The organism is Streptomyces sp. NPDC052043, assembly GCF_044548235.1.
Lineage (GTDB): Bacteria > Actinomycetota > Actinomycetes > Streptomycetales > Streptomycetaceae > Streptomyces.
The window spans coordinates 486,545-513,522 of record NZ_JBIUBT010000004.1; the positions used below are offsets into that span (position 1 = coordinate 486,545).

The following is a 26,978-nucleotide window of genomic DNA, read 5'->3' on the forward strand; positions in this document are numbered from 1 at the left end:
CACTCCGGGAAGGCGTGGCGGCGAATACTGCCAAAGCCTGCAGCAGACGTCCAACCGGCCCACCGTGCGGCGCCCGCGCATGCGCCGGAGGAACTTGCCCGCCAACTCCCCTCCGGGGTTCACTCCTTCGGGTGGCCGGTCGGACGATGCAGGACCACTGCCCACCGGCACTGGGAGGGTCGGGAACCGATGCAGGTCCCCCCTGCTTGAGCGGAGTCGAGAGCGCGGGGAGGGTGTACGCACCTGTCCGCGCCAGCTGACGGGGCACCACCCGGGCCCATGAGTACACGAGTACAGGAATGCGAGCACCGGTGCAGATGAAGCGGCCTCGGCGCGCAGGCAAGCAGACGGCCATGGCAGGTAACCCGGCGCAGAGGCCCGGCACGCCCCCCGTCACCCCCGTCGGCAAGGGCCGTCCCACGCATGTACGCAACCGTCTGATCGCCGCCGTCGCCGTCGTGGCCGCCGCGGTGGCCGGTGCGGGCGCGCCCTCCCTGATAGCCGCCTCGGGGCAGGTGAACGACTCACAGAACTTGGTGGCACGCGCCGGGCAGACCCAGGACGCGCTTGCCCTCGCCCACTCGCTGGCCGACGAGCGCGACGAGGTCACCTCCTACGTCGCCGCCGGCCGCCCCAAGGACAAGGCGCCCTCCGAGCAGCGCAGCACCCGCGTGGACCGCCAGGTCGACGAGCTGCGCGCCGACCCCGACGTGCCCGCCTGGCTGCGCAAGGACCTCGACGGCATAGCCGCCGTGCGCCGCACCGCGCTCACCGGGAAGAGCACCGCCCTCCAGGCGCACGAGGCCTACTCCGCCGCCATCACCGACCTGCACAAGCTGGCCGAGCAGCTGGCCGAGCAGATGCCCGCACGGGCCGGCTCCGGCGCCCACGCGCTCGCCCAGCTCGACACCGCCGTCCAGGAGGCCGCCGCGACCCGCGGCCTGCTGCTCGCGGCGCTGAACGTGCCCTACACCACGCAGACCGTCTACAACCCCATCACCGGCCTGCCCACGCAGGCCAACACCTCCTCGGAGGCCGACACCAAGCAGCGTGACGCCCTGAGCGCCGCCGCCCAGCAGGCCCGGCTGCGCTCCGACGCCTCCCTCGCCGGCTTCCGCGACACCGCGCCCCAGGGGGCCCGCTCGGTGTACGACTCCACGGTGAGCGGCGCCGAGGTCGACACCGCGGACAAGTACCTCGCCTCGCTCACTGGGCAGCCGACCCTCTCCGACACCGACCTGGACACCAGCGTCAAGAAGGCGGATGCCGCGCTCAGCGCCCGTGTCGACCTGATGCGCGGCGCGGAGTCCTCCCTGTACGACCACCGCACCAAGGGCCTGGCGCAGCTCCGCGACGACGACGTCACCGCGCTGGAGATCCGCATCGCCCTGCTCGGCGCCCTGCTGCTGGTCACCCTCGGCATCACCACCGGGCTCGCCCGCACCCTGACCCGGCCGCTCGCGGTGCTGCGCCTGGGCTCGGCCCGGCTGGCCGGCGCGCAGGACCCGGCCACCGAGGAACCCGTCAAGTTCACCGGTCGCAACGACGAGTTCGCCCAGGTCGTCCGCTCCGTCAACACCCTGCACGCGCAGGCCGTCGCGCTCGCCGAGCGGATCGCCACGCTGGAGGCGGACCGCAAGCACCTGGTCGGCCAGCGCCAGAAGATGGCGGACGCCCGCGAGGAGCTGCGCGCCGAACTCGCCGACTCCGCCGCCCAGCTGGAGCGGCTGCGCAGCGGCATAGGCGGCAGCTTCGTCAATCTGGCGCTGCGCACGCTCGGTCTGGTGGAGCGGCAACTCACCGTCATCGAGGGTCTGGAGGACCGGGAGGAGGACCCCGACCGTCTCTCCACCCTCTTCAAGCTCGACCACTTCGCCACGGTCATGCGCCGGCACAGCGAGAACCTTCTCGTGCTGGCCGGCTCCGAGCAGGTCCAGCAGCACGCCGGGCCGGTCCCGCTGGTCGACGTCGTACGCGCCGCGGTCAGCGAGATCGAGCGCTACGAGCGCGTCCGCATCGCCGCGCTGCCGCCGCACGCGAACGTGGCGGGCTTCGCGGCGGACGACCTGTCCCACCTGCTGGCGGAACTCATGGAGAACGCCACCTCGTTCTCCCCGCCGGACCAGCCCGTCGAGGTCTCCGGCTGGCTCCTGGAGAACGGCGAGGTCATGCTCTCCGTCCAGGACGAGGGCATCGGCGTGCCCGAGGAGCGGCTGACCCGCCTCAACGCCCGCCTCACCGAGTTCGACCCCAAGTCGGCCTACGACAAGGAGGGCGACCAGGGCCTGGGCCTCGGCCTGTACGTCGTGGCCCGCCTCGCCCACCGGCACGGCGCGCGCGTCGAGCTGCGCGAGCAGAGGCAGGGCGGCATCGCGGCCGTCGTGGTCGTCCCCAAGTCCGTGCTGGCGGCGGCGCCCGCCTCCGCCGTCGCGGCCTCCGCCCCGGCCTCCGGAGACGCCCCCGCGGTCAACCTGCCCGGTGCCGACGCCGAGGCCAACTCCAACGTCCTGCCCGCCCACGCCGAGGGCACCGACCCCCTGGTCGCGCTGGCCGAGAAGGCGGTGCGCGAGGCGGAGGCGACGAACGGGGCACCGGCGGACGAGAAGTCGTCCACCGGGCAGCCGTCCACCGAGGAGCCGGCCACCGTCGAGGAGCCGGCCGCCTCCGAGGGACCGGCGGACGAGGAGTCGCCGTCGCCGTCCGAGACGACGATGGAACTCCTGCTCCCGTCGCCCGCGGGTGAGCCGGACCCGGCGCGCCCGCACCCCGACCCCGCCGATGTCGAGCAGGCCCCCCGGGAGACCCCTGCCGGCACCGCGGCCGGGAGCGACCCGGACGAGGACGCGGCCGAGGCCTTCGCGCCCCTCCCACGGCAGACCCGTGCGGAAGCGGACGAACCGGCCGGAGGCGTCGGCGAGACGACCCGCACCACACTGCCCCCGCAGCAGAACACCCCCGCCGACGGCGAAGCCGAGGCGGAACACCACCGCACCCCCGACGCGTCGGAGGACGAGGTCACCGCCAAGGGCCTGCCCAAGCGCACCCCGAGGATCGCCACCCCCGCCCCGGCACCGCGCCAGCGCAACGCTTCCGTGGACGCCGAGGCGCTCCGCCGTCGCCTGGGCGGCTTCCACCAGGGAGCACGGGAGGGCTACCGCGAGGCGGAGGCGGAGATCGCCGACCAGACCACGGGGGGCACAGTCGAGGAGGCAAGCAGTTGACCGCGCCCAGTACCTTCGGACTGAGCAGTGAGGCCCGCAACCTGCACTGGCTGCTGAGCAACCTCGTCGAGGAGGTGCCCGGTATCGAATCCGTGGCCGTGGTCTCCTCCGACGGCCTCCTGCTCCTCTCCTCGGACCCCGGTCGCATCGACGAGGCCCGCCGGCCTCGCGAAGCGCCCCGCACCGGTCCACGCGGCTCCGCCGCCGACCTCGCCACCATCGTCTCCGGCATCGGCAGCCTCACTCTCGGCGCCGCCAAGCTGATGGAGTCCGGCGCGGTCAAGCACACGATGGTCGCGATGGACGAGGGCAGCCTGTTCGTCATGTCGATCAGCGACGGGTCGCTGCTCGGCGTGCACGGCTCCGCCGAGTGCGACATGAGCGTCGTGGCGTACCACATGGCACTCTTCGTCGGCCGCGCCGGACACGTCCTGACGCCGGAACTCCGCAGCGAGCTGCGCAAGTCCCTGGAAACCGACGGGAGCACCGAAGGAGCGACCCGATGAGCGGCAGTACGTCCAAACGGCTCCCGGTCCGCGGCGGCGACCGCAAGGCCGCCCGCGTCCGTCCCTACTATCTCACCGGCGGCCGTACCCGCTTCGGCCACGTCCTCCAGGTGGAGACGTTCGTGGCCGCGCTGGAGGCCCCGGAGGAGCGCAGGGAGCTGACCAACGGCTCGCTGGCCAACCAGGGCATGCCCGAGGTGCGGGCCATCGTCGAACTGTGCCGCCGGATGCGGACGGTGGCGGAGATCTCCGCGCTGCTGAAGATGCCGCTCGGCGTGGTCCGCGTGCTCCTGAGCGACCTCGCGGACCAGGGAAAGATCCGTGTGTACGGAACCGGAACCGGTCATGGCACGGGCCGGCCGGAACGCGCACTGCTGGAAAGGGTGCTGAGTGGACTCCGCCGTCTCTGACGCCGCCGTGGGCGTCTCCCCGCTCGTCGACGAGCCCGACGAGACCTTGCAGCCCTGGCAGTCGGACCGCACCCGGGCCCCGGTCGCCACCAAGATAGTGGTGGCCGGCGGCTTCGGCGTCGGCAAGACCACGCTGGTCACCGCCGTCTCGGAAATCACGCCTCTGCAGACCGAGGCGCTGATGACCGAGGCGAGCGAGGGGACCGACGACCTCACCGAGACTCCGGACAAGGTGACCACCACGGTCGCCATGGACTACGGCCGGCTCACGCTCGACGACGACCTCGTGCTCTACGTGTTCGGCACGCCGGGCCAGCAGCGGTTCTGGTTCATGTGGGACGACCTGGTGCGCGGCGCGATCGGCGCCGTGGTCCTGGCCGACACCCGCCGCCTGAAGGACTGCTTCCCGGCGCTGGACTACTTCGAGAGCTGCGGGCTGCCGTACGTCGTCGCCGTCAACCACTTCGAGGGCAGCGACGAGTTCGACCCGGAGGACGTGCGGGAGGCGCTCACGATCCCCGCACACATACCCATCATGATCATGGACGCGCGGCGCCGGATCTCGGCCATCGAGACCCTGCTGGCCCTCGTGGCCCACGCACTCGAGGAGACCCCCGAGTAGTACTCGCTCCCCGAGCAGTCCAGTGAGCAGTCCCGACGTCGTAGGAGGCAGCACCCGTATGCGGAAGATACTCGTCGTGGGGGCCGGTCAGTCCGGTCTCCAGCTGGCCCTCGGACTTCAGTCGCACGGGTACGAGGTCACCCTGATGTCGAACCGGACCGCGGACGAGATCCGCGCCGGCCGGGTCATGTCGACGCAGTGCATGTTCCATACGGCCCTCCAGCACGAGCGCGACCTGAAGCTCAACTTCTGGGAGTCCCAGGCCCCGAACATCGAGGGGCTCGGCGTCTCGGTCGCCGCCCCCGGCTCCTTCGACCCGGGTCCCTCGCAGCGCGCGATCGACTGGGTGGGCAGGCTCGACGGGTACGCCCAGTCGGTCGACCAGCGGGTGAAGATGGCCGGCTGGATGGAGACGTTCGCCGAGCGCGGCGGCCAGCTCGTCATCCACGGCGCCGCGGTCGGCGACCTGGACTACTTCTCCCGCAGGTACGACCTCGTCCTCGTCTCGGCGGGCAAGGGCGAGCTGGTGAAGATGTTCGAGCGGGACGCCTCCCGCTCCCCGTACAGCGAGCCGCAGCGCGCGCTGGCGGTGGCGTACGTGCACGGCCTGGGCCCGCGTCCGGAGCACCCGGAGTTCGACGCGGTCCGCTGCAACCTGGTGCCCGGCGTCGGCGAGATGTTCATCATGCCGACCCACACCCTCTCCGGCCGTGCCGACATCCTGTTCTGGGAGGGCATTCCGGGCGGGCCGCTCGACGCCTTCCGCGGCATCAAGGACCCCTCCGAGCACCTCGCCCTGACACTCGACCTGATGAAGACGTTCCTGCCCTGGGAGCACGCCCGGACCGCCGGCGTCGAACTCACGGACGCCAGCGGCACGTTGGCAGGTCGTTACGCCCCGACCGTGCGCAAGCCGATCGGCCGGCTGCCCGGCGGCGGGCTGGTCCTCGGCGTCGCGGACGTCGTCGTCGCCAACGACCCGATCACCGGGCAGGGCTCCAACTCGGCCTCCAAATGCGCCGCCGCGTACCTGGCCGCCATCCTCGAACACGGCGACAAGCCGTTCGACGAGGAGTGGATGCGGCAGACGTTCGACCGCTACTGGGCCACCGCCCAGCACGTCACCAAGTGGACCAACGCCATGCTCGCCCCGCCGCCGGAGCACGTCCTGAACGTCCTCGGTGCGGCCGGTCAGCTCCAGCCGGTCGCCGACCGCTTCGTGAACTGCTTCGACGACCCGGCCGACCTGGAGAACTTCTTCTTCGACCCGGACAAGGCCCAGGCCTATCTCGCCGAGGTCTCCGCGGCGTCCGCCGCATAGAGACTCGCGTCCGGCCCGGACAGGGCGCCTCGGGGGAGCTTCGGCGGCGTGTAGCGCAGCAGGGGCTCCCCGTCCGGGTCCGGCCGTACGGCGCCCAGTACCGGGTTGGACGCGACCGGTGAGACCTTGATCCTCGTGCCGGGCCGTGGGGCCTGCACCACCATCCCGTCGCCGAGGTAGAGGGCGACATGCGTGGCCGCGCGGAAGTAGACGACCAGGTCGCCGGGCCGGAGCGCGCTGAGCGGGATGTGCCGCAGCCGCGCCCACTGCTCCTGACTGGTGCGCGGGATGGACGTCCCCGCGTGCCGCCAGGCCCGGGAGGTCAGTCCCGAGCAGTCGTAGGCCTGCGGGCCCGTGGCACCCCACTGGTACGGCTTGCCGAGTTGGCGCACGGCGTAGCGCACGGCCTCGTCGCCCTCCTGGGACGGTGTGCGGGCACCGCTGAGCGCCCCGGTGCCCGGGAACGTGTGCCGCGCCGTGGGGACCCCGTTCGTCTCGGCCCGGGTGAGCGTCGCCACCTGTTCGGCGCTGAGCGAGGCCAGCAGCTTCTTCACGGCGTGGAGCCGTGCCCGGACGTCGTCCCGGGCCTGCCGCTGCTGCCGGGCGAGCGCGCCCCGGGTGTCGAGCGCGCTGCGGGCCTTGCCGGCGAGGTCGGCGGCCTTCTTCTCGTTGCCGGTGAGCCGCTTGACCGTCTCGGCCCGCTCCCGCGCCAGCTGCCCGATCAGATGCCCCTCCGCCAGCGCGGCCTGCGGGTCGGGCGCCAGCAGCAGCCGCAGATACGAGGAGAGTCCGGTGCTGCTGCCCTGGTACTGCGCGAGGGCGAGCCGGGCCGCCTGCGCGCGGCTGTCGTCCAGGGCGCGCCGGGCGGCGTCGAGGTCGGCGTCGAGGCGCTCGGTCTCGACGCGCTGCCGCTTCAGCTGCGCGGCGGTGGCGTTGTAGGTCTTGGTGGCCTGCTCGGCCTGCCGGTACAGCGTCTGAAGGTCCGTCAGCAGTACGGCGACGGAACGCTGTCCGGGCTCCTGCGGCGCGGGTGCGGCCACGGCGGCCACCGGTGCGAAGGCGGCCTGCGCCGCCACCGCCGCCGTACACACCAGACGCGGCACCTTTCCTGACACGTCATCACCTCCCGTGCGGGGCGGTGTTTCCGCTCCGCACCGGGAGGATTCGACGTATGAGCCGACTTTCTGTGCCGTTGGTGCGCCGTGCGGCGCAACGAGGTCACCCGCCCGTGTCTCCTGGCTTGCCGCCGGGCCGGGTCTCCGGCTTGGACCACGGCCATTTCAGCCGGCCGCTGCTCCTGCCCTCGGGATCGAACTCGTACTTCCACCCCTTGGGCAGCCCCAGCCGCCTGCTGTGCCCGCGCGGCACCCGGCGGTAGACGAGCACGGTGGGCGGACCGCCCGCGGCGTCCGGCACCGGGATGCGGTAGGTCTTCGGCGGGTTCCCGGTGGGCCCGACCAGGACGGGCAGGACCCGCCCGTCCATCGGGCCGCCCTCGAAGGGGGTGTCTTCGCTCTTCACGGCACCAGTGTCAGCCATCCGCCGAGGCCAGGGCACGCCGTACCAGCTCGGCGGTCTGCGCGTCCCGGGCGGCGGTCACGGTCAGCGCCGCCGCGAACTGCTCGACCAGCCAGTCCCGCAGCTCCTCGGTGGGCGGCTGCTTGTCCTCGTCCAGCCAGATCAGGGAGGCGGCCTCCACGGCCGTGATCCACATCCGCACGGTCATGCGCAGCCGGGGGCCGGGGTCCGTGACCCCGAGATGGCTCAGGATCCGCTCGGCGGCGGCCCGGCGCACGCCGTCCACGATGGCCGTCGTCCGGGAGGTCTCCACGACGCTGCCGCCCTGGAGCAGCGCGGTGAAGCCGGCGTCGTGCTGGTCGACGAAGGCCAGGTACCGGTCCAGGGCGCGGGCGAGGCGGGGCAGCAGGGGACCCTCCTGCGGCTCGTCGAAGCAGTACCGCAGCTCGTCGGCGGCGGACCGCAGGGCGGCCTCGTACAGCTGCTGCTTGCCGCCCGGGAAGTACCGGTACACCAGCGGGCGCGACACCCCCGCCGCCTCCGCCACGTCGTCCAGCGAGACCTCCTCGGGCGCCCGGTGCGCGAAGAGGGACAGAGCCGCGTCGAGCAACTGGGCCCGCCGCTCCTCGACGCTGAGGCGGCGGTACGCGGGAGTGGACGCGGCAGGGCTCATGACCAGCAGCGTAATCGCCTCCTCGGCCCACACCTACGCCTCGCCCCCCAAGGCCCGGCGAAGCCGACCGCCCCACCCGGGACCGCCCGATGCGGCGGGGTCTCGGGACCCTGCCCGGGTGAGGGCGTCGGCCCCGGGCGTCGGGTGGGGCGTCGGGCCGTCCGTTGCCCGGGGCGGGCCCGTTCGGTCAGGCCAGGAGGCCCGAGGACTGCCAGAGGCGGCGGCCGACGCCGCGGAGGACGCCGATGTCGTCGAGGAAGTCCGTCAGCCGCTTCGCGCCCGTCTGCATGACCTCCCGCCGGTGCCCGCTCGCCTTCACCTGGGCCATCGCCTCCCGCTTGTCCACGCCCACGTTCGTGTACACCTCGGGGTTGACGAAGGCCACCGAGAAGACCCGGGCGAACTCGCCCGAGGTGATCCGGGTGAACTCCTGCGACCACCTCGGCGCCGTCAGCATCTGCCGACGCAACTCCTCGCGGGCGTAGCGGACATGGCGGGCCTCCTCCACGACGTGGATCCGCGTGACGCCCCGGATCAGCGGCTGCACCCGCTCGTCCGGGAACGTCAGCCGCTGCATCCAGTCCAGGACCTCCTCACCGAGCAGGGTCGCCGTGAAGGACCCGGGGGTCGTGGAGATCGTCTTGAAGAGCCGGCCGAGGTTCTGGTGCGCCCGGCTCACCGGGTACCAGGGCGTCTCACCGCGCGCTATCACCCGCGCGAACATCTTCGAGTGCCGGCACTCGTCCTCGATCTCGGTCAGCGCGTACCGCACGTGCGCGCTCGTGGCCGCCTTGTCGTAGATGTGCCGCACGAGCAGTTGCATGAGGATGAGCTCGAACCAGATGCCGAGCGAGGCGAGCGCCGCGGCCTCGTGCCGGGAGAGCAGGATCCGCTGCTCCTCACCCATCCGCTTCCACAACGGCGTGTCGTACAGCGACACCAGCTCCGGCGGCCAGAACCACTTGCCCTCCTCGAAGGGCGCGTCCCAGTCCAGCTCCTTGTCCGGGTCGAAGGAGTGCCTGGCGGAAGAGTCGAGCAGCCGCTCGGCCACCTGCTCCCGGTCCTTCAGCAGGCCGAGCGCGTCGCGCAGGCCGGCGAGCGCGCCGTCTTCCGTCACGGTCGTCATGGCTGTCCCACCTTGTCGTACGGGATGTGGCTGGGTCGGCTGGTTACCCGGGGGTCAGGTTCTCCGCTCTTATGAGACTGCCTGTCAGCAAGCTCGTCAATCCCTCGCACACGACTTGTTGACTCGGCGTCTACGTGTGAACCTGCGAGGTATGCCGACCTACGACCTGTACGCCAGGGATCCGGGGGACTCGCACTGGCAGGTCCCCGCGACCGGCGCGGCTCGCTTCAGCTGGGAGTACGACCACGGCCGCGACCGCCTCCTCGCCCTCTACCAGAAAGGCAAGGACAAGCAGTGGGACGGGCAGAAGCGGATCGACTGGGACCTGGAGGTGGACCCGTACGACCCGCTCGGCACGCCCGAGGAGGCGATGACCCTCTACGGCACCCCGCACTGGGCGAAGATGACCGACCGTGACAAGGGCGAGCTGCGCCACCACTTCGCGGCCTGGCAGTTCAGCCAGTTCCTGCACGGCGAGCAGGGCGCGATGATCTGCGCCGCGCGGATCGTGGAGTCCGTCCCCGACCTGGACGCCAAGTTCTACTCGGCGACCCAGACCATGGACGAGGCCCGGCACGCCGAGATCTACGGCCGTTTCCTGCACGAGAAGATCGGGATGCTGTACCCGATCAACGACAACCTCCAGTCCCTCCTCGGCGACACCCTCCGCGACAGCCGCTGGGACATGCCGTACCTGGGCATGCAGGTACTGATCGAGGGCCTCGCCCTGGCGGCCTTCGGCATGATCCGCGACACCACGAACAAGCCGCTGCCCCGACAGATCCTCGCCTACGTCATGCAGGACGAGGCCCGGCACGTGGCCTTCGGCCGCATGGCCCTGCGCGACTACTACCGCCAACTCACCGACGCCGAACTGCGCGAGCGCGAGGATTTCGTCATCGAGGGCTGCTACCTGATGCGCGACCGCCTGCGCGGCGTGGAGGTCCTGGAGAACTTCGGCATCCCCCGGGCGGAGGCCGACGCACTCAGCGAGCGCTCCGAATTCCTCCAGCTCTTCCGGAAGTTGCTCTTCAGCCGCATCGTCCCCTGCGTCAAGGACATCGGCCTGTGGGGCAAGCGCCTCCAGCAGGCCTACGTCGACATGGGCGTCTTCGAGATGGGCGACTCCAGCCTGGACCAGCTCATGGCCCAGGACGAGGAGATCGCCGAGAGGCTGGACGCGGAACGCTTCAAGGCCGAGGAACGGGAGCGGGTGGCGGAGGTGGCGGAGGCGATCGAGGAGGGTCAGCCCCCCACCGGCTGATCACCCGGCCCCTCGGGCGACCCGCCGGTCACCGGCACCGCCCGCGGCGGCGGAAACGACGCCCGCAGGGTGAACGCGTACTCCGTCGGACCGTGCGCACGGAGGCGCAGGAGCCGCTCCTCCGCCTCCGCCACCGTCGGACGGTGACCCGCCGGAACCCACCACAGCGCGGTGACCGCCTCCGTCGGCCGCTCGAAGAACTCCCTGCGGCGGGCGAGCATCTCCCGGTGCCGGCCCCGGTACATGTAGGCCGTCAGGGCGTTCGCGTCGCGCCACACCGACATGTTGACGATCAGCCACGCGTCGCCGAAGGCGGTCACGTCCGTCGCGTTGCCGGAGTCGCTCTGCAACCGCCAGACGAAACCGTCCGCGGCCTCCGCGTCGGCGTTCACCGGGTCGAGCGCGTCCACGAAGTCCTTCAACAGCGGTGAGTCCAGAGGAGCGTTGAGCCGGGCGATGTTGACCTGGGCGAGTTCGTGCACCGATGCCGGAATCGTCATGCCCGCACCGTAGGTCGGCCGCCGCCGTCCCCGGCACCCCCGTCTCACCCAGCGGGCGGCGCGTGCAGCACCGCCTCCATCACCGCCCTGGCGATCGGCGCCGCCGTACCGCCCCCGCTGATGTCGCCCCGCCGCGCGGACGTGTCCTCCACCACGACGGCGACCGCGACCTTCGGCTCCATGTCGCCGTCGCCCTGCGCCCAGGACACGAACCAGGCGTACGGCGTGCCGGCGTTGCCCAGGCCGTGCTGGGCGGTGCCCGTCTTGCCGCCCACCGTGGCCCCGGGGATCGCCGCGTTCCCGCCGGTGCCCTCGGTGACCACGTCGGCCATCAGCTCCCGCAGTCGCGCCGCGGTCGCCGGGCGCATCACCTGCCGCGCGGGCGGGGAACCGGCCGCGGAGACCGTGCCCCCGTTGTGGCGCGTGGTCCGCTCCACGAGGTACGGCGACCGCACCTGCCCGCCGTTCGCGACCGCCGCCGCCACCATCGCCATCTCCAGCGGAGTGGCCCGCGTGTTGTACTGCCCGATCGACGACAGCGCGAGCTGCGCCCGGTCCACCTTGGTGTCGAAGGTGCTCGGCGCGACCGAGAAGGGGATCCCCGCCTCCTTGTCGTTGAAGCCGAACCCCTCCGCCGCGGCCCGCATGCGCCCCACCCCCACGTCCACGCCCAGCTTCGCGAACACCGTGTTGCACGACCACTCGAACGCATGCCGCAGGGAGGCGTCCTCGCAGTCGTCGGCCTCGTTGTACAGCCACGTCGACGTGCCCGGCAGCAGGTACGGGTCGGGTGAGTCGGTCGGCTCGTCCAGGTCCCGCACCACGCCCGCGTCCAGCGCGGCCGCCGCGGTGACCACCTTGAACGTCGAACCCGGCGGATAGGTCTGCCGCACCGCCCGGTTCAGCATCGGCTGCTCCGGGTCCCCGTTCAGCCGCGCCCACGCCGCCGACGCCGTCGGCCCGTTCCCGGACAGCAGCGAGGGGTCGTACGAGGGCGTGGACACCATCGCCAGGATCCGCCCCGACGTCGGCTCGATCGCCGCGACCGCACCCCTGCGTCCGCCCAGCCCCTGGAACGCGGCCCGCTGGGCGGCCGGGTCGATCGTCGTCACCACGTTGCCGCCCGGGCTCTGCCCGTCCCCGAAGCCCCTCCACAGCCCGAACCCCGCGAGCATCGGATCCGAGCCCGACAGCACCCCGTCCTCGGAGTGCTCCAGGAACGTCGTCCCGTACAGCTGCGAGGCGAAGCCGGTCACCGGCGCGTACAACGGCCCGTCCATGTAGGTCCGTTCGAAGCGCAGTTGCTCCCCGGTGTCCTTGGAACCGGTGACCGGCCGGCCGCCGACCAGGATCTCGCCGCGCGGCTGCTGGTACCGGGCGATGGCCGGGCGGCGGTTGGCCGCGTTGCCGCCGTACCTCGGGCTCTGGAACACCTGCAACCAGGCGATGTTCACCAGGAGCGCCGACAGCAGCAGCACGCAGAAGGCCTCGGCGTGCCGGATGCACCGGGTCAACGGAGGGCCTCCTCACGGGTCACGGGGCCACCGACCCGTCGTACTCCCGGCGCGCCACATGGCTCACCCGGAGCAGCAGCGCCACGATCGCCCAGTTGGTCACGACCGACGAGCCGCCCTGCGCCAGGAAGGGCATCGCCAGCCCGGTCAGCGGGATCAGGCCGGTCACCCCGCCCGCGATCACGAACACCTGGAGCGCCACGAGCGAGGCGAGCCCGATCGCGAGCAGCCGGCCGAAAGGGTCGCGCACGGCGAGGCCCGCCCGGAAGCCGCGCTGGACGAGCAGCGCGTACAGCAGGAAGACCGCGGACAGCCCGGCAAGACCCAGTTCCTCCCCGGCGGTGGCCAGGATGAAGTCCGACTTGACGGCGAAGCCGACGAGGATCGAGTGACCGAGGCCGAGGCCGGTCCCGGTCACGCCGCCCGCCGCGAACGAGAACAGCGACTGGGCCACCTGCCCGGGGCCGTGACCGGCCTCGAAGGACGCGAACGGGTGCAGCCACTCCGCGAACCGGCCGCGCACGTGCGGCTCCAGCCAGCCGACGGCGACCGCACCGGCCGCCGCGAGGAGCAGCCCGACGGCGATCCAGCCGGTGCGCCCGGTGGCCACGTACAGCATGACGACGAACAGCCCGAAGAACAGCAGCGAGGTGCCGAGGTCGCGTTCCAGGACCAGGACGACGACGCTCAGCAGCCAGATCGTGACCACCGGTCCCAGCACCCGGCCGGTGGGCAGTTGCAGCCGCCACACCTGGCGGCCGGTGAACGCCAGCGCGCTGCGGTTGGCGGCCAGGTACGCGGCGAAGAACACCGCGAGGAGCACCTTCACGAACTCGCCCGGCTGGATGGAGAATCCGCCCAGCCGGATCCAGATGCGGGCGCCGTTGACGGCGGGGAAGAGGATCGGCAGCGTCAGCAGGGCGAGCGCGGTGGCGACACAGACGTAGGCGTAGCGCTGGAGCCACCGGTAGTCGCGCAGCACGAGCACCACCAGGATGAACAGCCCCACACCCAACGTGGACCACACCAGCTGGGCGGGCGCGGCCACGTCGCCCGGTGTCTCCAGGTCGAGCCGGTAGATCAGCACCAGGCCAAGACCGTTGAGCAGGACCGCGATGGGCAGCAGCAGCGGGTCGGCGTACGGCGCGCACAGACGCACCGCGAGGTGCGCGCCCAGCGCGAGCCCGCCGAGCCCGGCGCCGTAGCCGGCGGCGCCGGGCGGGAGGGTGCCGTTCCTGGCCAGGCCGACCGCGCAGTAGCCGCACACCGGCAGCAGGACGGCCAGGACGATGAGGGAGAGTTCGACGCCGCGGCGCCGGTCGAGGCGGTCGGCGGACGCGGACGGGACAGCCGCCGCCACGGGGGTTCCGACCTGGGTCATGTCATGCGGCGCGCCGAGCCCCACGCCCGGACGCCGTCCGAGAGGCCGGAGATCCGTACGAGCCTGCCCGGCCGGCTGTCCCGGGGGGTCGCGTTCGGTTGGCCGCTCCGTCCGCCGGCGGCGGCGGGTGGCGGGGTGACCGCGGAGAGGAGTGCGGCGGTGACGGCCGCCATGGCCAGTCGGATGAGGAGGGAGCGCAGGGGCATGGAGTACCTCCACCTGAGGTGGCGAAGCCCATCGAAGCCGGGCGAGCGAATCTGACTAACCGCCACATTAGGAGTGCCGCGCGCCGGGGGCCCGTCACACTGCGCCATCGGGGGGCCGACGCCTCAGGGGGCGTCACGGTGTCACCCGACGGCGGTGGGGTTGCTCCTGAGACGGGTCACCCGGACACCGTGTCGGTCGGACCCGTGGCATCCGGCCCCATGGCGTTCGGAGCCGTGGCATCCGGTCCGGTGGCCTCCGGAGCCGTGACGTGCGGCGACATGGCCTCCGGAGCCGTGGCGTCCGACCCCAGGGCATCCGGCCCAGAAGGCGCAGGGGGTGTCTGCGGGAGTGTCAGGGTCGCCACCGCCCCGCCGTCCGGTGCGTTGGCGAACTCCAGGCGGGCGCCGAGCACCTCCGCCTGCCCCAGGGCGATCGTCAGCCCGAGCCCGTGCCCGGTCGCCCCGCCCTCCGTGCGGAAGCGCTGCGGCCCGTGCGTCACGAGGTAGTCCGGGAAGCCGTCGCCGTGGTCCCGCACGGTGACCACCGGCCCGTCCACGGTCAGCACCACCGGCGGCCGGCCGTGGCCGTGCGCGTTGGTCACGAGGTTGCCCAGCACCCGCTCCAGCCGCCGCCGGTCGGTCTCCACGTACACGTCCCGTACGACCCTGACCTCGGTGTCCGTCCCGGCCGCGGCGCCCGCCGCGCCCGTCGCCCGCACCGCTCGCTCGGCCACCGAGCTCAGGTGTCCGGCGTCCAGGGCCGGCCGCTCCCGCCCGGTGTCCAGCCGGGAGATCTCCAGCAGGTCCTCGGTGAGCGTGCGCAGCGCGGCCACCCGGTCGCGCACCAGTTCGGTGGGGCGGCCCGGCGGCAGCAGCTCGGCCGCCGCGTGCAGCCCGGTCAGCGGGGTGCGCAACTCGTGTGCCACGTCCGCGGTGAACCGCTGCTCGGCCAGCAGTTTGCCCTGGAGCGACGACGCCATGGAGTCCAGCGCCGCGGCGACGGCGGCCACCTCGTCGTGGGGGCGCGACGCGTCCCGAGCCAGCGGGTCGTGCACGCGCGCGTCCAGGTCGCCCGCGCTGATCCGCCGGGCCACACGGGCCGTGGCGTGCAGCCGCCGGGTCACCCGGGTCACCGCGAACGCGCCGACCAGCAGCGTCGCCCCGATCGCCAGCAACGACGACCACAGGATGGACTGGTCCAGCGCGTCGATGGTGCGGGCCTGCTGCGAGTAGTCGACCGCCACGGCCAGCGTCCGTCCCCGGTCGGCGGGCCCGGCCGCCCACATCGTGGGCCGGCCGTGGTGCACGTCGACCATCGTGCCGCGCTGTCCGCTCGCCGCCAGCCGCCGCAGCCGCTCCGGCAGGCCCTCCGGGTCGACCCCGGCACCCGGCAGCAGCGTGTCGCCGGACTCGTACGCGGTCGTGGCGTCCCTCAGCCGGGACAGGGCGAGGGCGCGCGCCTGGCCGACGGTCTGGTCGGTCACCGAGACGTGCACGAGAACGCCGAGCAGCGCGGCGAGCGCGCAGCACATCACCGTGATGAAGGCCGCGGCCTTCATCGCGAGCGCCCCCGTCCACCGGGGAAGCGCGACCCTCACCGCACGCTCGCGGGGGAGGCGGGAGCGAAGGTGGAGGGGGCGAGGGCGGAGGGGGGAACGGGGGAGGAGGGAGAGGGGGAAGGGGTGGGAGCGTCCGTGGACGGGAGCGGGGACGAGGCGAGGGGCGAGGGGGTACGCGCGTGCGTGGGCCGGTGCCGGCCGGTGCGCAGGAACTCGTCGCGCGAGAACACCATCGCCCGCTGCTCCGGGTCCCAGGACCACGTGGTGCGGTACTCGTACCCGGCGATCCCGGCCGGCGAGCGGATGATCACGGCCCGCCCGGCCAGCTCGACGCCGATCACCGCGTCGTCGTTGGCGAACACCTGGACCAGCCGGTGCTCCTCGAAGGTGTAGACGCGTACCGCGGTCTGGTTGGTCGGGTACAGCCGGAAGCCCAGCGCCATGTCGTCGTGCCCGTCCCCGGTGAGGTCCCGGTAGTACGGCCGCATGACGGGACACCGTGACGGATCCTTTCCGCGGCCGCACTCCGCGAGCCGGGCGGCCGTCTCCCGGTACGGCGCCTTGGCGCTCGTGTAGGCGTCCGGATGCGCGGCCACCTCGGCCCGCACGACGGCCACCGGGTCGACCTCGTGGATGTCGTCGCCGGGAGCGGTGACGCCCCTGACCGCCTCGATCTGTATCTCGTCGTAGGGCCAGGCGGGGCTCGCCGCCGGGCGCAGCGAGGGCCACAGCCGGGCCGGGCTGACCGCGGTCGGTGTGGGCCCCGCGCCGCGCAGCCCGCCCGCGTCGCCGCAGGCGGCGGTCGTCGCCGTCAGCAGGGTGACGAGGGCGGTGAACAGGGCGGGGCGTCTGCGGAACACGGTTCTCCGGTGGCTGGAGGCGAGCTGGGGGAGAGGTGCGGGTGACAGCCTGCTACACCCTATTCGTTTCGTATGGAAGTCCCTTTTGCCCATCGGTCTTTCGTTTCCCCCGGAGGTCTTTCGTTTCCCCCGGAAGCGTCCCGCGAAGACCTGAAGCCGCCGGGCGAAACGGTTACTCGGTCAGCTCCTCCAGCAGCCGTGCCGTCGGCAGGCCCGCCCGCAGATAGTCGACGAACAGCTCGTTGTGCAGCGCCCACGGGGAGCGGCGGGCGCGGATCAGTCGGATCGCCTCGTCGGCGGAGCGCCCCTGCCGGACCAGCGCGTGCGCGACCACCAGACCCGAGCGGTTGTACCCGGAGTAGCAGCGCACCAGGACCCGGCGGTCCTGGTCCAGCGCCTCACAGGCGGCCCGGGCCAGCCGGATCACCCCCGCGAGCTGCGTCCCGTCCAGCGGCCCGTCGGGGATCGGCCACACATGGTGCTCGACACCGGGGTCGGGTCCGTGCCCCGGCAGCCTGAGCAGGGTCTGCACAAGATCGAACTCATCGCGCACGACGGCGAGTTCCAGTTGCCCGGAGCGCGTCCTGAACTCGTGCGCGCCCATCCACAGGCCGGGCACGATCTCACTCCACGGACTGTCCGGAACCGGTACGTCGGGCTGCTTCCCGCGGGTCCGCAACGGCGCCTCCCCAACTCCCCCTCCCGACCAGAGCCTGTTCTCGGGCTGCCGCCCGGCCGGCGGTGGTCGGGAGCCCGGCGACGGGCCCTCTCACGGTAGCCGGGTTCTTGCCGCGGGAGCACCCCGCCTGTTCCCATGGATCGTGGGGGTGATGCTGCATGAGCGGACATCGCGGACTGCGCGTCATACCGACCTGGCGCCACGGACAGGAACGGCTGTACGTCTGCCGGCCCGACGGCAGGAACATCGCCTGGTACGACCGTGAGGCCGCCCGGGTCAACCTTGTCAGCACGGAAGAGCAGGAGGACGTGCTCCAGGCCCTGAGCCCCTTCCTCACCGGCCCGGTGGCGGTGGGCCCGCCCCCGGTGCCCACACCCGCCGAACTCGCCCGCCTGAGCCTGCACCCGGACGACGACCTCGCCCCCAACCGCCCCGGCGAGGCGCTGCTGATCGCCCTCGACCGGGAGCCCGCCCCCGCCCACCGGCTCCGCCCGGACCCGCGCCGCCGCGCCCTGACCGCCGAGCAGACGGTGGGCGAGGAACTGGACCACCTCGACGGCGCCGGCTGGCACGCCCTCCACTCCGTACCGCTGCCCGGCGGCGACCGCATCCACCACCTGGTCATCGGCCCCGGCGGCCTCTTCGCCGTCCATGCCCTGTACGCCCGCAAGCAGCGCGTCCGCATCGAGGACCCGATGGTCGCCCTCGGCAGGCACGACCCCGTCCCCGTGCTCCGCGACCTCCGCGCCCGGGCCGACCGGGCCTCCCACGCCCTGACGGCCGAGGTGCGCCCCGTCCTGGTCCTGACGGACCCGGCCGCCCTCCACGTCACCGCCCCGCCCAGGGGCGTACGCGTCCTGGAGCCCTCCGACCTGCGGGACCTGACCCGCCTGGGCGGCCTGCTGAAACCGGCGGACGTGGAAGCGCTCCACGCGATGGCGCGGGACCGCAGGACGTGGGAGCGGGTCTGACCGGACGCCCGGGTTCCCCTCCGCTCGCCCTCTGCTTTCCCTTCGCTTTCCGTTCTTCACTTCCAGGTCACGGCAGCGTGGCCGCGCGCTCGGGGTCCAGCAGCGGAGCCAGCAGGTCACCGTGGTCGCGCAGCCGGGGCGCCATGTCCGGCGCCCGGAACTCCAGCCGCCCCGGCGCCCGGCACTTCGCCACCTCGTCCCAGGTGACCGGCGCCGAGACCGAGGGCACCGGGCGTGCCCGCAGCGTGTAGGGCGCCGCGGTGGTCTTCCGCGCCGCGTTCTGACTCCAGTCGACGAACACCTTCCCCGGGCGCAGACTCCGCGTCATCCGGTGCAGCACCAGATCGGGCAGGGCGCGCTCCGCCTCCACGGCGAGCCCCTTCGCGTACTCGGACGCCCGCTCGCTCGAAGCCCCCCGCACCGCGGCCAGCAGATGCAGCCCCTTCGAACCGGACGTCTTCGCGTGCGCCTCGAAGCCGTCCTCGGCCAGCCGCTCCCGCAGCCACAGCGCCACCCGGCAGCAGTCCACCACGCTCGCCGGTGCCCCCGGATCCAGGTCGAACACCAGCCGGTCGGCCTCCGAGGGCGCCTCGACCAGCCACTGCGGGGTATGGAACTCGGTCACCAGATTGGCCGCCCACATCAGACTCGGCAGATCCTGCACCAGCACCATCCGCGCCGCCCCCGTCGACCTCGGCACCTCGGCCGTCGTCACCCACTCGGGGGTACCCGGCGGCACGTTCTTGGCGAAGAACACCTGCCCGTCCGGCCCGTCCGGGTAGCGCAGGAAGGACAGCGGCCGGTCCCGCAGATGGGGCAGCAGCGCGTCGGCGGTCGTCGCGTAGTAGTGCAGCACCTCCCCCTTGGTGAACCCGGTCGCGGGATACAGCACCTTGTCCAGGTTGCTGAGCGCGAGCCGTCGCCCCTCCACCTCCGTGATCGGCGCCATACGATAAGAAAACCATGGAAAGTGCGTAAATCAGGGTAAAGAGATCACCTGACTCAAGCAGATCGTACTGATCCGATCCGGAAGGGGCCGCACGTGCGATCCATTTGGAACGGCGCCATCTCGTTCGGCCTCGTCAGCATCCCGATCAAGCTCGTGAACGCGACCGAGAGCCACACCATCTCCTTCCGCCAGATCCACACCGAGGACGGCGGCCGCATCCGCTACCGCAAGGTGTGCGAACTGGAGGAGCGCGAGGTCACGCAGGCGGAGATCGGCAAGGCCTACGAGGACGCGGACGGCACGATCGTCCCGATCACCGACGAGGACCTGGCCCACCTGCCGCTGCCCACCGCGAAGACGATCGACATCGTGGCCTTCGTCCCGGCCGAGCGGATCGATCCGCTTCAGATGGAGAGCGCGTACTACCTGGCCGCGAGCGGTGCCCCCGCCGCCAAGCCGTACACCTTGCTGCGCGAGGCCCTCAAGCGCAGCCGGAAGGTGGCGATCGCGAAGTTCGCCCTGCGCGGCCGCGAGCGCCTGGGCATGCTGCGCGTGGTGGACGACGTCATCGCCATGCACGGCCTGCTCTGGCCCGACGAGATCCGTGCCCCCCAGGGCGTGGCACCGGACGTCGACGTCACCGTCCGCGACCAGGAACTGGACCTCGCCGACGCCCTCATGGACACCCTGGGCGAGGTCGACCTCCAGGACCTCCACGACGAGTACCGCGAGGCGCTGGAGGAGGTCATCGCCGCCAAGGCCGCCGGCGAGGCACCCCCCGAGGCCCCGGAACCCGCCCCCGGCGGCAAGGTCCTCGACCTGATGGCCGCCCTGGAGAAGAGCGTGCGCGCAGCCAAGCGGTCCAGGGGCGAGGAAGCGGCCGAGGAAGTGGGGGAGGGGGAGGCCGGGGAAGCGGCGGAGGAGGCCGAGGTCAGGCACCTCCCACGCGGTCGGCGGACCGGCGCCCCGGCCAAGAAGACCACCGCCCGGAAGTCGGCCCCCGCGGCGAAGAAGACCGCGGCGAAGAAGACGACGGCCGCCGCGAAGAAGTCCACGTCCGGCACGTCCAAGACGGCGCGGTCGTCGCGGTCCACGAAGAAGACCGCGACGACCGCCAAGGGCACGGAGAAGAAGACCCCGGCGAAGAAGACGGCCTCCCGCAAACGCACCGCGTGAGTCCGGACCCCGCCCGGCACGTGCCGTACGGGGGAAGTCCTGCCGTCGGCCCCACGGGACCGTCCCGCCGTGGGCCGTCACCGGCCCTGGTGGGTCACCGCGCGCGCCGCAGTGCCAGTACGGCGTTGTGCCCTCCGAACCCGAAGGAGTTGCTGAGCACCAGGTCGCCGTCCCGTGGCAGCGCGCGGGGGGCGTCCGTCACCACGTCGAGTCCGATCTCCTCGTCGACCTCCGCGCACCCCACGGTCGGCGGCATGAGCCCGTGGTGCAGGGTCAGCGCCGCGGCGACGGCCTCGACCCCGCCGGCGGCCCCCTGGAGGTGCCCGAGGTGCCCCTTGAGGGCGGTCACGGGCACGCCGGGCAGGCCCAGCACGGCCCGCAGGGCACCCGCCTCGGCGAGGTCGCCCTCCGCGGTGGCCGTGGCGTGCGCGTTGACGTGGACGACGTCGACGACGTGCCCGCCCGCGTCCCGCACCGCCCGCCGCAGCGCGAGGGCGACCCCGTTCCCGCTCGGGTCGGGCGCGGCCATGTGGTGCGCGTCGGCGGACAGCCCCCACCCGGCGGCCTCGCAGTAGACGCGGGCGCCACGGGCCCGCGCGTGCTCCTCGGCCTCCAGGACGAGCAGTCCGGCGCCGTCCCCGTTGACGAACCCGGCACGATCCTTCGCGAACGGCCGCGAAGGCGAGACTCCGCCCTCGAGCCCGAGGCCGGACAGGGCGCGCATGGCGGCGAACGACGCCATGATGGCGGGCGTGACGACGGCCTCGGCCCCACCGGTCAGGGCGACGTCGACGCGGCCGTGCCGTATGCGGTCCACGGCCTCGCCTATCGCCTCCGTGCCGGAGGCGCAGGCGCTGGTCACGGTCCGCGCCTCACCGGTGATGTGCAGGTCGAGCGAGACCTGCGAGCGGCCTGCGAGGGCACGGTCATGGGGGTGGTGAGCGGGGACACGCCCCGCGGGCCCTTGTCCAGCAGTTTCCGGTCCCCGCCGACGAGGACGGAGGCGTCGCCGAGGATGGCCCCGAGGCTGACGCCCACCCGCTCCGGGTCGAGCCCGCTCTCCACGGTCCCGCCGCCCGTGAAGCCGGCGTCGGCCCACGCCTCCCGGGCCGCGAGCACCGCGAACTGCGCGGCCCGGTTCATCCGCCGCGCGGCGGCCCTGGGCAGCAGCGTGGCGAGATCCACCGGCACGACCCCGGCCACCCGCACGGGCAGCTCCGCGAACTCCTCCCCCTCCAACCCCCGGACCCCGTGCCGCCCGTCGAGCAGCCCCTGCCACAGCTCGCCCACCCCCACGCCGAGCGGGGTGACGGCCCCGAGCCCGGTCACGACGACGCGCCGCGGCCCGGCCGCCGAGGGTGCGCGCTCCGGGCGCGCGTGGTGCCGTACGACGTAACCCTCCTGATCGGCGCCGGCGGCCCACTCCCGCACCTCCTCGTCGGTGGTGGTCGGCGAGGTCCTGGTGTCGAGATCGCGGTGCCAGATCCCCCACCGGCGCCGGTACGTCTCCTCGACGCCCCGGGGGTCGACGGCCCGCAGCCGGGTCACGGTGTCCCCGTCCCGGAAGGCGACGCCGTCCAGCCGGGGCGACGACACGGCCGGGACCGCCGCGACGTCCACCCGCCGACCGGCGACGACCACCTGCCGCTCGCGCGTCAGGACCTCCTCGTGATCCACGCCGCCGAGCGGCGGCCGCAGCGTCACCCGGATCGTCTCCGGCGACTCGGGGAGGGTGTGCATCACGACACACCACCGCTGCCGTTCGGCCTCCTCCGGTGACCGGGCGAGCAGATCGCCGGGGACGAGCTCGGCGGCGGTAACCGTGCAAGGAGCGAAGGGGATTTCAGGCATCTCGGGCGAAGGCGAAGGGGACATATCCGTTGCTGCTTCCTGTGGTGCGAAGTGGCTATCGCGGACGATCCCGTGTGAAAGGGGTGAGCGGACGGAAAGCCATAGAACTGGATAAGCATCCCAAAAAGGACGCCTGTGCGAATAGCTCCGAGTGCGAGGAAAACAAGTCGAGTTGGCGACCTCGCCCGGTAGCGGTGCGCGGCAGGTCACGCCCGCCCGCGAGATGGCGGCGTGTGACGCGCGGCACGCCGACCCGACCCGTCCGCCCCCGCGCGGCGGGCGAAAAAAGCGCGCGAACTCGGAACCCCCGCTGGGCTAGGCCGAGGCGACCACAAGCCCCGGGAAGACCACGAGCGGCCTCATGCCGCGGTCCCTCCGGAATCGGTCAGGCGGTGCGCGCCGACGGCGAGCAGCGCACCGGACAGTGCGAGGGACATGCTCGTCCAGTTCATCCAGCCGTAGTTGGGGTTGCTCGTATAGACGGTGCCGTCGTCGAGGAAGCAGTCGAAGCCCAGCGGGAGGTAGGAGGGCTGATGGTGGGTGAGGTGCCGGCGGATCTCACTGTCGAAGCCGTCGCGGCAGGCCGGAGCGGGTACCGAGTCCGCGCCGTTGCCGAACTCGTGCTCGGACAGCGCGACGTCGAGGAGCCCCAGTGCATAGATGGCCACGGCCGCGAGGCCGACCGTCAACGCGGCACGGCGCATCAGCTGCGCCGGCCATGGCCGGGGCCGACCCGGCAGCGCCATCACGAGCGTCCTGACCAGGGCGATCAGCGCACCGACGGCACAGACGAGGAAGACGGCGACACCCCCGAGGGCGAGAACCGTGAGTATGCCCTTCACCTCCCTGCGGGAGGGGCGCCCCACGTGTCCGACGACGCGCGACACGCACCCGGCGACGTGTGTCCGAGCACCCCATCAGGTCCTGGACCACTGCAGCTGTGACACGGGCCACTCCGCCCGTCACAACAGTGTCACAGCAGGGCCACAACCGGCCTGCGAGATCGCTTGGTTGGGCAATCCCCCCATCGGCAGAGAGAGTTGGCGTGACGGCAGACCCTAGGCGGCCTTCTGCGAGGCGGCGGCGTCGGGGCGCAGGTCGTCGAGGGTGAGCGGATGCGCCGGCGGATCGGGCAGGACGAGGTGCCGGGCGGTGTGCAGGTCGGAGCCGACGTGGAGCAGTTCGCCCGCCTCCAGCAGATGCCAGCGGGGGTTGTCGTCCATGCGCTCGCTGGCGACGACGACAGCCGGATGCCCGGCCAGGGCCTCGGAGTGGACCCGCATCCGCCCGTGGCTGCCACTGTGGTCGAGGTGCCGGGTGCCGTGCTGGCCGCCCGCCGCGCGCTGGAGGACGTACAGCTCGTGGGTGTCGGGGTAACGCAGCGCCCACAGTTGGTCGGGGGTGACGAGGACCAGGTTGAGGGCGTACACGGGCAGGTGCCCGGCGATCCAGCGCGCCGCCTGCGCGATGCCGGCGGTGACGTCACCGCCGTGCTTGCGGGCCTCCCGGGTGACGAGGGCGAAGAACCGCTCCGAGTCGGTGTCGCCCCTGACCAGTGACCGGTCCTCGCCCAGGTGGTCGTCGAGCGCGTCGAGGCCCTCGATGACCCCGTTGTGCGCGAACAACCGCCCTTCCTGCTCGAAGGGGTGGGTGTTGCGGGGGTCCAGGCCGCCGGTCGAGGCGAACCGCACATGGGCGAGGAAGGTGGCGGACTCCACCTGCCGGGCGTCCTCGGCGAACGCGCGGTCCCGGTAGGCGGCGATCGGCGCCTTGTCGACCCGTGGAGTGCCGTCCGCGCCGAAGTACCCCAGCCCGGTGCCGTCCGGATCGCGGTGACTCTGCCGGCTGAGGCTGTCGGGGGCGTCCAGCAGCCAGAAGGTGGCGCGGGTGCGTCGCGGCGCGCTGCTGAGTCCGAACAGACGGCACATCGGGTTCCTCCGCGGGGTGTCGGACGGCCCGGGCCCGGTCAAGGCGCCCGACCGGCGGCCGCTCCGGCCGACGACCTTCTCCGTGTGCCCCGTGTTCCCCGCCACCAGGCCCCGAACCGGGCCGTCCGCGAAGACCCGAACCAACACCGTCCGGCGAGGGAGCGGCAAGGGAGAGGCGCAGGAGCGGCGAGGTAAAGGAGCTGCGCGCCGCACGGTTCGCACGTGATCCAAACGAGACGACGCGAGCGTGCACGCGTGATCAGCTTCGGCCTGTCGAGAACGGGTGATCCTGGGGAGGGTCGCAGGGTGGGGGAGAGCACGTCCATGTCCAGTGCCGCGGCGGAGAGGACTCAGCCGTGCCCGGCGTGCGGTGCCGAGATCCGCGCGGACGCACGGTTCGTCGTGTGGTGTGCCGCGTGTGACTGGAACGTGGACCCGACGCCGGAGGAGGAACACAACCGGCTGGACGGGCTGGACAGGGCGCGGCGGGCCCTTGCCCGGCGCCATGGCGAGAGGCTGCTCGCCGAGGTGACGGAGGGGGAGAACCTGCGCGCCCGGCGCGATACCTCCTCGCTCCTCGCCTACGCGATCGCGATCGCCGTGCACGCCGTCACCGCGGTGCTGGCCTTGAGCGGGATCTGGTGTCTCCTGAGCGGATGGGGCGGCGTGGGCATCGCGCTGGGTGTTGTCCTCCTGGTGGCGGCATGGGCGCTCAGACCGAGGCCGCCGGGGCTGCCCCAGGACGCCCTGGTGCTGCACCGCGCCGACGCGCCGGAGCTCTATGCGCTGGTCGATCAGGTCGCCCAAGTGGTCGGTACCCGCGGCGTGGACCTGATCACCGTTGACGCGAAGATCAACGCGAGCGTCATACTCTCTACGGTCTGCGCGGGCGTCGGCTGCTGACGCTGGGGCTGCCCCTGTGGGAGACCCTCACGCCGCAGCAGAGAATCGCCCTGCTGGGCCACGAGCTCGGCCACTACAGCAACGGGGACACACGCCACGGCCTGGTCGTGTCGACGGCGTACCACTCGCTGACCACCTGGCTCTACTACTTCGCCCCGACCGCGAGACCGTCCGCCCTCGACATGGTCGTCAACGTGCTGTGCGTCGTACCGCGACTGCTCGTCCGCGGCGTGCTGTCACTGCTGGACCATCTGACGCTGCGGGCCACCCAGCGTGCGGAGTACCTGGCCGACCGCGAGGCCGCCCGCGCCGCGTCCACCGAGGCAACCGTGGGGCTCATGGACAGGCTCCTGACCACGGACTCGGTCGCCGTCACCCTGCGACGCGAGGCCAACAACGCCGCCCTCACCGGACCGCGCAAGGCGCGCAGGGCCGATGCCGGGACGGACGAACTGTGGAGGCGGCTCGCCGCACACATGACATCGGTCCCCGAGTACGAGTACGAGCGCCAGCGGCGCGTCGGCGCCCGGCGCGGACACAGCGTGGACGCGACCCACCCACCGACACACCTCAGGCGCACCAGCCTGCTCACCGGCACGCCCGTGACCGCCGCCGTGGTGACGGACGGTGACCGGGAGGACCGGATCGCCGCTGAACTCGCCGACGCGCGGGGCAAGGTGGCCCGGCGCATCGTCCGAGACGGCTTCGACGGCTAGGGCCTGTTGCGACACTGGACTGCTCACCTCTCCGCGCACATGTGCTCCCCCTCCCTCCGCGCGCCCGCCACCGGGAATACTTGAGGTCCCTGCTGGCGCGGACGCGGATCCGCAGGGGGAGGGGAGCACGCCATGGGCAGGTCGGATCAGAAGAGGGACAGGGCGGGGGCCGGGCCGGTGGGGCCGGAGCAGATGATCGCGGAGGCGCGGAAGGCGTTCTTCACGATGTTCGGGTTCCTCGCGGTGGTCTGGCTGGTGCAACTGGCCAACTACACCGACGGCTACGCCCTCTCGCGGCAGTTCGGGGTGATGTCGGGCGACCTCGGAACGCTGCCCGACATCCTCACCGCCCCCTTCCTGCACTGGAGTTGGGCGCACATCGAAAGCAACTCCGGCCCGCTGTTCATCTTCGGGTTCCTCGCCGCCTACCGGGGTGTGGTCCGCTTCCTCGGGCTGAGCCTGCTCGTCGCGGTGACCAGCGGACTCACCGTCTGGTTCTTCGAACGAGGCGGCGTGGAGACCGTGGGCGCCAGCGGTCTGATCTTCGGCTACTTCGGCTACGTCGTGGTCCGCGGTCTTTTCGACCGGCATCTGATCGACACGCTGATCGGCATCGTCATGGCGGGCTCCTTCGCCTACATGCTCACCGTCGCCGTGCCCGGGACACCGGGAGTGAGCTGGCTCGGACACCTCGGCGGCCTGATCGGTGGCCTGGTCGGTGCCTGGCTCTTCCGGGAGCGGCGCCCACGGCCCACCGGAACCGGCCGCCCCGACGGCGGCACCGGGACGACCGGCCGCGGCGACCTGCCGGTACGTGCCGACAACCCGCGCGCCGACCTGCACAAGGAACTCGGCGACCTGGGCCTCCTCCAGCTCGCTCAGGGCGTCTTCACCAGGCTGCCGGCGATGGCGGCGAGCAGCGCGTCGGGACCAGCGACCTCGTGAGAGCGTGGAGTGACGACTGGTCGCGTTGCGTTCTCGTCCGCCCGCCCGCGCACCGGGTGATTCGGGCCCGGCTACCCTCCGCGGACCGCCCCGGCTAGGGTCGAAATGACGGCACCGCGTGCCGGACATCGGCTTGGTGGGGCACGGAGGCGCCGACGAGGAGTGCCGTAGGGAGGCAC

At 72.5% G+C, this 26,978-nt stretch carries 25 protein-coding genes and 1 pseudogene; 11 read left to right on the forward strand and 15 right to left on the reverse strand.

Translation table 11 applies throughout. The features are described 5' to 3' along the window. Positions 1-311: 311 nt before the first annotated feature. The 5 genes from ACIHCX_RS13450 to ACIHCX_RS13470 are packed head-to-tail and all read left to right on the forward strand — an operon-like array spanning position 312 to position 6,080. Complete coding sequence (locus ACIHCX_RS13450; protein ID WP_400029079.1) at positions 312-3,221, forward strand: nitrate- and nitrite sensing domain-containing protein; 2,910 nt, start codon at positions 312-314, stop codon at positions 3,219-3,221. Beyond that, a complete protein-coding gene (locus tag ACIHCX_RS13455) occupies positions 3,218-3,727 on the forward strand; it encodes a roadblock/LC7 domain-containing protein (RefSeq protein WP_400029080.1) in 510 nt (169 codons plus the stop codon). Before ACIHCX_RS13450 ends, ACIHCX_RS13455 begins: the two co-directional genes overlap by 4 nt. Next, positions 3,724-4,137, forward strand: a complete 414-nt coding sequence (locus ACIHCX_RS13460) for a DUF742 domain-containing protein (protein ID WP_400029081.1) — start codon at positions 3,724-3,726, stop codon at positions 4,135-4,137. Before ACIHCX_RS13455 ends, ACIHCX_RS13460 begins: the two co-directional genes overlap by 4 nt. Then, positions 4,118-4,759, forward strand: a complete 642-nt coding sequence (locus ACIHCX_RS13465) for a GTP-binding protein (RefSeq protein WP_400029082.1) — start codon at positions 4,118-4,120, stop codon at positions 4,757-4,759. The genes ACIHCX_RS13460 and ACIHCX_RS13465 overlap by 20 nt, the downstream gene beginning before the upstream one ends. A 58-nt stretch (positions 4,760-4,817) precedes the next feature. Next, positions 4,818-6,080 carry a styrene monooxygenase/indole monooxygenase family protein gene (locus tag ACIHCX_RS13470; protein WP_400029083.1) on the forward strand — a complete coding sequence of 421 codons (1,263 nt, stop codon included), beginning with the start codon at positions 4,818-4,820 and terminating at the stop codon, positions 6,078-6,080. Here ACIHCX_RS13470 and ACIHCX_RS13475 read toward each other — a convergent pair. The 4 genes from ACIHCX_RS13475 to ACIHCX_RS13490 all read right to left on the reverse strand — a co-directional run bounded on the left by ACIHCX_RS13475 (position 6,044) and on the right by ACIHCX_RS13490 (position 9,397). Beyond that, positions 6,044-7,195 carry an NlpC/P60 family protein gene (locus ACIHCX_RS13475; RefSeq protein WP_400029084.1) on the reverse strand — a complete coding sequence of 384 codons (1,152 nt, stop codon included), beginning with the start codon at positions 7,193-7,195 and terminating at the stop codon, positions 6,044-6,046. The genes ACIHCX_RS13470 and ACIHCX_RS13475 overlap by 37 nt on opposite strands. Before the next feature lie 103 nt (positions 7,196-7,298). Continuing rightward, positions 7,299-7,619, reverse strand: coding sequence for a hypothetical protein (locus tag ACIHCX_RS13480; RefSeq protein WP_400029085.1), 321 nt, complete (start codon positions 7,617-7,619; stop codon positions 7,299-7,301). Then, a complete protein-coding gene (locus tag ACIHCX_RS13485; protein WP_400029086.1) occupies positions 7,612-8,271 on the reverse strand; it encodes a TetR/AcrR family transcriptional regulator in 660 nt (219 codons plus the stop codon). The genes ACIHCX_RS13480 and ACIHCX_RS13485 overlap by 8 nt, the downstream gene beginning before the upstream one ends. A 187-nt stretch (positions 8,272-8,458) precedes the next feature. After that, on the reverse strand, positions 8,459-9,397 hold the full coding sequence (locus ACIHCX_RS13490; RefSeq protein WP_400029087.1) for a diiron oxygenase: 939 nt from the start codon (positions 9,395-9,397) through the stop codon (positions 8,459-8,461). 151 nt (positions 9,398-9,548) lie between these two features. On the opposite strand from ACIHCX_RS13490, the gene ACIHCX_RS13495 reads away from it, so the two are divergent. Next, positions 9,549-10,661 (forward strand): ferritin-like domain-containing protein, encoded by a 1,113-nt coding sequence (locus ACIHCX_RS13495; RefSeq protein WP_400029088.1) that lies wholly within the window; start codon positions 9,549-9,551, stop codon positions 10,659-10,661. On the opposite strand, the gene ACIHCX_RS13500 is transcribed toward ACIHCX_RS13495, so the two are convergent. The 7 genes from ACIHCX_RS13500 to ACIHCX_RS13530 form a co-directional block, all read right to left on the reverse strand. Beyond that, complete coding sequence (locus ACIHCX_RS13500; protein ID WP_400029089.1) at positions 10,643-11,161, reverse strand: DUF3291 domain-containing protein; 519 nt, start codon at positions 11,159-11,161, stop codon at positions 10,643-10,645. The two genes, ACIHCX_RS13495 and ACIHCX_RS13500, sit on opposite strands and share 19 nt — an antisense overlap. A 44-nt stretch (positions 11,162-11,205) precedes the next feature. After that, entirely contained in the window at positions 11,206-12,675 is a 1,470-nt protein-coding gene (locus ACIHCX_RS13505) for a penicillin-binding transpeptidase domain-containing protein (protein ID WP_400029090.1), read from the reverse strand. Positions 12,676-12,694: 19 nt separating this feature from the next. Further along, complete coding sequence (locus tag ACIHCX_RS13510; RefSeq protein WP_400029091.1) at positions 12,695-14,056, reverse strand: FtsW/RodA/SpoVE family cell cycle protein; 1,362 nt, start codon at positions 14,054-14,056, stop codon at positions 12,695-12,697. Next, on the reverse strand, positions 14,053-14,262 hold the full coding sequence (locus tag ACIHCX_RS13515; protein WP_400029092.1) for a hypothetical protein: 210 nt from the start codon (positions 14,260-14,262) through the stop codon (positions 14,053-14,055). Before ACIHCX_RS13515 ends, ACIHCX_RS13510 begins: the two co-directional genes overlap by 4 nt. A 176-nt stretch (positions 14,263-14,438) precedes the next feature. Beyond that, a complete protein-coding gene (locus ACIHCX_RS13520) occupies positions 14,439-15,860 on the reverse strand; it encodes an ATP-binding protein (protein WP_400029093.1) in 1,422 nt (473 codons plus the stop codon). Then, the gene (locus ACIHCX_RS13525; protein ID WP_400029094.1) at positions 15,857-16,681 is read right to left on the reverse strand and encodes a hypothetical protein; all 825 of its coding nucleotides are present in this window, start codon (positions 16,679-16,681) and stop codon (positions 15,857-15,859) included. The genes ACIHCX_RS13520 and ACIHCX_RS13525 overlap by 4 nt, the downstream gene beginning before the upstream one ends. A 172-nt stretch (positions 16,682-16,853) precedes the next feature. Then, entirely contained in the window at positions 16,854-17,360 is a 507-nt protein-coding gene (locus ACIHCX_RS13530; protein ID WP_400029095.1) for a protein phosphatase, read from the reverse strand. Positions 17,361-17,518: 158 nt separating this feature from the next. Here ACIHCX_RS13530 and ACIHCX_RS13535 point away from each other — a divergent pair, with 158 nt between their 5' ends. Then, complete coding sequence (locus ACIHCX_RS13535; RefSeq protein ID WP_400029096.1) at positions 17,519-18,331, forward strand: nuclease-related domain-containing protein; 813 nt, start codon at positions 17,519-17,521, stop codon at positions 18,329-18,331. Positions 18,332-18,398: 67 nt separating this feature from the next. Here the strand turns inward: ACIHCX_RS13535 and ligD are convergent, their stop codons facing one another. Beyond that, on the reverse strand, positions 18,399-19,280 hold the full coding sequence (gene ligD, locus ACIHCX_RS13540; RefSeq protein WP_400029097.1) for a non-homologous end-joining DNA ligase: 882 nt from the start codon (positions 19,278-19,280) through the stop codon (positions 18,399-18,401). 93 nt (positions 19,281-19,373) lie between these two features. On the opposite strand from ligD, the gene ACIHCX_RS13545 reads away from it, so the two are divergent. Continuing rightward, positions 19,374-20,456, forward strand: a complete 1,083-nt coding sequence (locus ACIHCX_RS13545) for a Ku protein (RefSeq protein WP_400029098.1) — start codon at positions 19,374-19,376, stop codon at positions 20,454-20,456. Positions 20,457-20,550: 94 nt separating this feature from the next. Here ACIHCX_RS13545 and ACIHCX_RS13550 read toward each other — a convergent pair. The 3 genes and pseudogenes from ACIHCX_RS13550 to ACIHCX_RS13560 all read right to left on the reverse strand — a co-directional run bounded on the left by ACIHCX_RS13550 (position 20,551) and on the right by ACIHCX_RS13560 (position 24,235). Beyond that, a pseudogene (locus ACIHCX_RS13550) lies at positions 20,551-22,307 on the reverse strand (beta-ketoacyl-[acyl-carrier-protein] synthase family protein). A 359-nt stretch (positions 22,308-22,666) separates the two neighbouring features. Then, positions 22,667-23,149: a hypothetical protein gene (locus ACIHCX_RS13555; RefSeq protein WP_400029099.1), complete on the reverse strand. Its 483-nt coding sequence runs from the start codon at positions 23,147-23,149 to the stop codon at positions 22,667-22,669. Positions 23,150-23,365: 216 nt separating this feature from the next. Then, positions 23,366-24,235: a class II glutamine amidotransferase gene (locus ACIHCX_RS13560; protein WP_400029100.1), complete on the reverse strand. Its 870-nt coding sequence runs from the start codon at positions 24,233-24,235 to the stop codon at positions 23,366-23,368. A 324-nt stretch (positions 24,236-24,559) separates the two neighbouring features. On the opposite strand from ACIHCX_RS13560, the gene ACIHCX_RS13565 reads away from it, so the two are divergent. The 3 genes from ACIHCX_RS13565 (at position 24,560) to ACIHCX_RS13575 (ending at position 26,799) form a co-directional block, all read left to right on the forward strand. Then, positions 24,560-25,138: a hypothetical protein gene (locus ACIHCX_RS13565; protein WP_400029101.1), complete on the forward strand. Its 579-nt coding sequence runs from the start codon at positions 24,560-24,562 to the stop codon at positions 25,136-25,138. Positions 25,139-25,191: 53 nt separating this feature from the next. After that, positions 25,192-25,854 carry a M48 family metalloprotease gene (locus ACIHCX_RS13570; protein ID WP_400029236.1) on the forward strand — a complete coding sequence of 221 codons (663 nt, stop codon included), beginning with the start codon at positions 25,192-25,194 and terminating at the stop codon, positions 25,852-25,854. A 132-nt stretch (positions 25,855-25,986) separates the two neighbouring features. Then, complete coding sequence (locus ACIHCX_RS13575; protein WP_400029102.1) at positions 25,987-26,799, forward strand: rhomboid family intramembrane serine protease; 813 nt, start codon at positions 25,987-25,989, stop codon at positions 26,797-26,799. The last annotated feature ends 179 nt before the right edge of the window (positions 26,800-26,978 follow it).

Excerpts from the sequence above, each read along its gene's own strand:
- ACIHCX_RS13460 (WP_400029081.1), top strand. The coding sequence starts at position 3,724 with ATGAGCGGCAGTACGTCCAAACGGCTCCCGGTCCGCGGCGGCGACCGC.
- ACIHCX_RS13470 (WP_400029083.1), top strand. The coding sequence starts at position 4,818 with ATGCGGAAGATACTCGTCGTGGGGGCCGGTCAGTCCGGTCTCCAGCTG.
- ACIHCX_RS13480 (WP_400029085.1), bottom strand. The coding sequence starts at position 7,619 with ATGGCTGACACTGGTGCCGTGAAGAGCGAAGACACCCCCTTCGAGGGC.
- ACIHCX_RS13485 (WP_400029086.1), bottom strand. The coding sequence starts at position 8,271 with ATGAGCCCTGCCGCGTCCACTCCCGCGTACCGCCGCCTCAGCGTCGAG.
- ACIHCX_RS13490 (WP_400029087.1), bottom strand. The coding sequence starts at position 9,397 with ATGACGACCGTGACGGAAGACGGCGCGCTCGCCGGCCTGCGCGACGCG.
- ACIHCX_RS13495 (WP_400029088.1), top strand. The coding sequence starts at position 9,549 with ATGCCGACCTACGACCTGTACGCCAGGGATCCGGGGGACTCGCACTGG.
- ACIHCX_RS13500 (WP_400029089.1), bottom strand. The coding sequence starts at position 11,161 with ATGACGATTCCGGCATCGGTGCACGAACTCGCCCAGGTCAACATCGCC.
- ACIHCX_RS13510 (WP_400029091.1), bottom strand. The coding sequence starts at position 14,056 with ATGACCCAGGTCGGAACCCCCGTGGCGGCGGCTGTCCCGTCCGCGTCC.
- ACIHCX_RS13515 (WP_400029092.1), bottom strand. The coding sequence starts at position 14,262 with ATGCCCCTGCGCTCCCTCCTCATCCGACTGGCCATGGCGGCCGTCACC.
- ACIHCX_RS13535 (WP_400029096.1), top strand. The coding sequence starts at position 17,519 with ATGAGCGGACATCGCGGACTGCGCGTCATACCGACCTGGCGCCACGGA.
- ligD (WP_400029097.1), bottom strand. The coding sequence starts at position 19,280 with ATGGCGCCGATCACGGAGGTGGAGGGGCGACGGCTCGCGCTCAGCAAC.
- ACIHCX_RS13560 (WP_400029100.1), bottom strand. The coding sequence starts at position 24,235 with ATGTGCCGTCTGTTCGGACTCAGCAGCGCGCCGCGACGCACCCGCGCC.
- ACIHCX_RS13565 (WP_400029101.1), top strand. The coding sequence starts at position 24,560 with ATGTCCAGTGCCGCGGCGGAGAGGACTCAGCCGTGCCCGGCGTGCGGT.
- ACIHCX_RS13575 (WP_400029102.1), top strand. The coding sequence starts at position 25,987 with ATGGGCAGGTCGGATCAGAAGAGGGACAGGGCGGGGGCCGGGCCGGTG.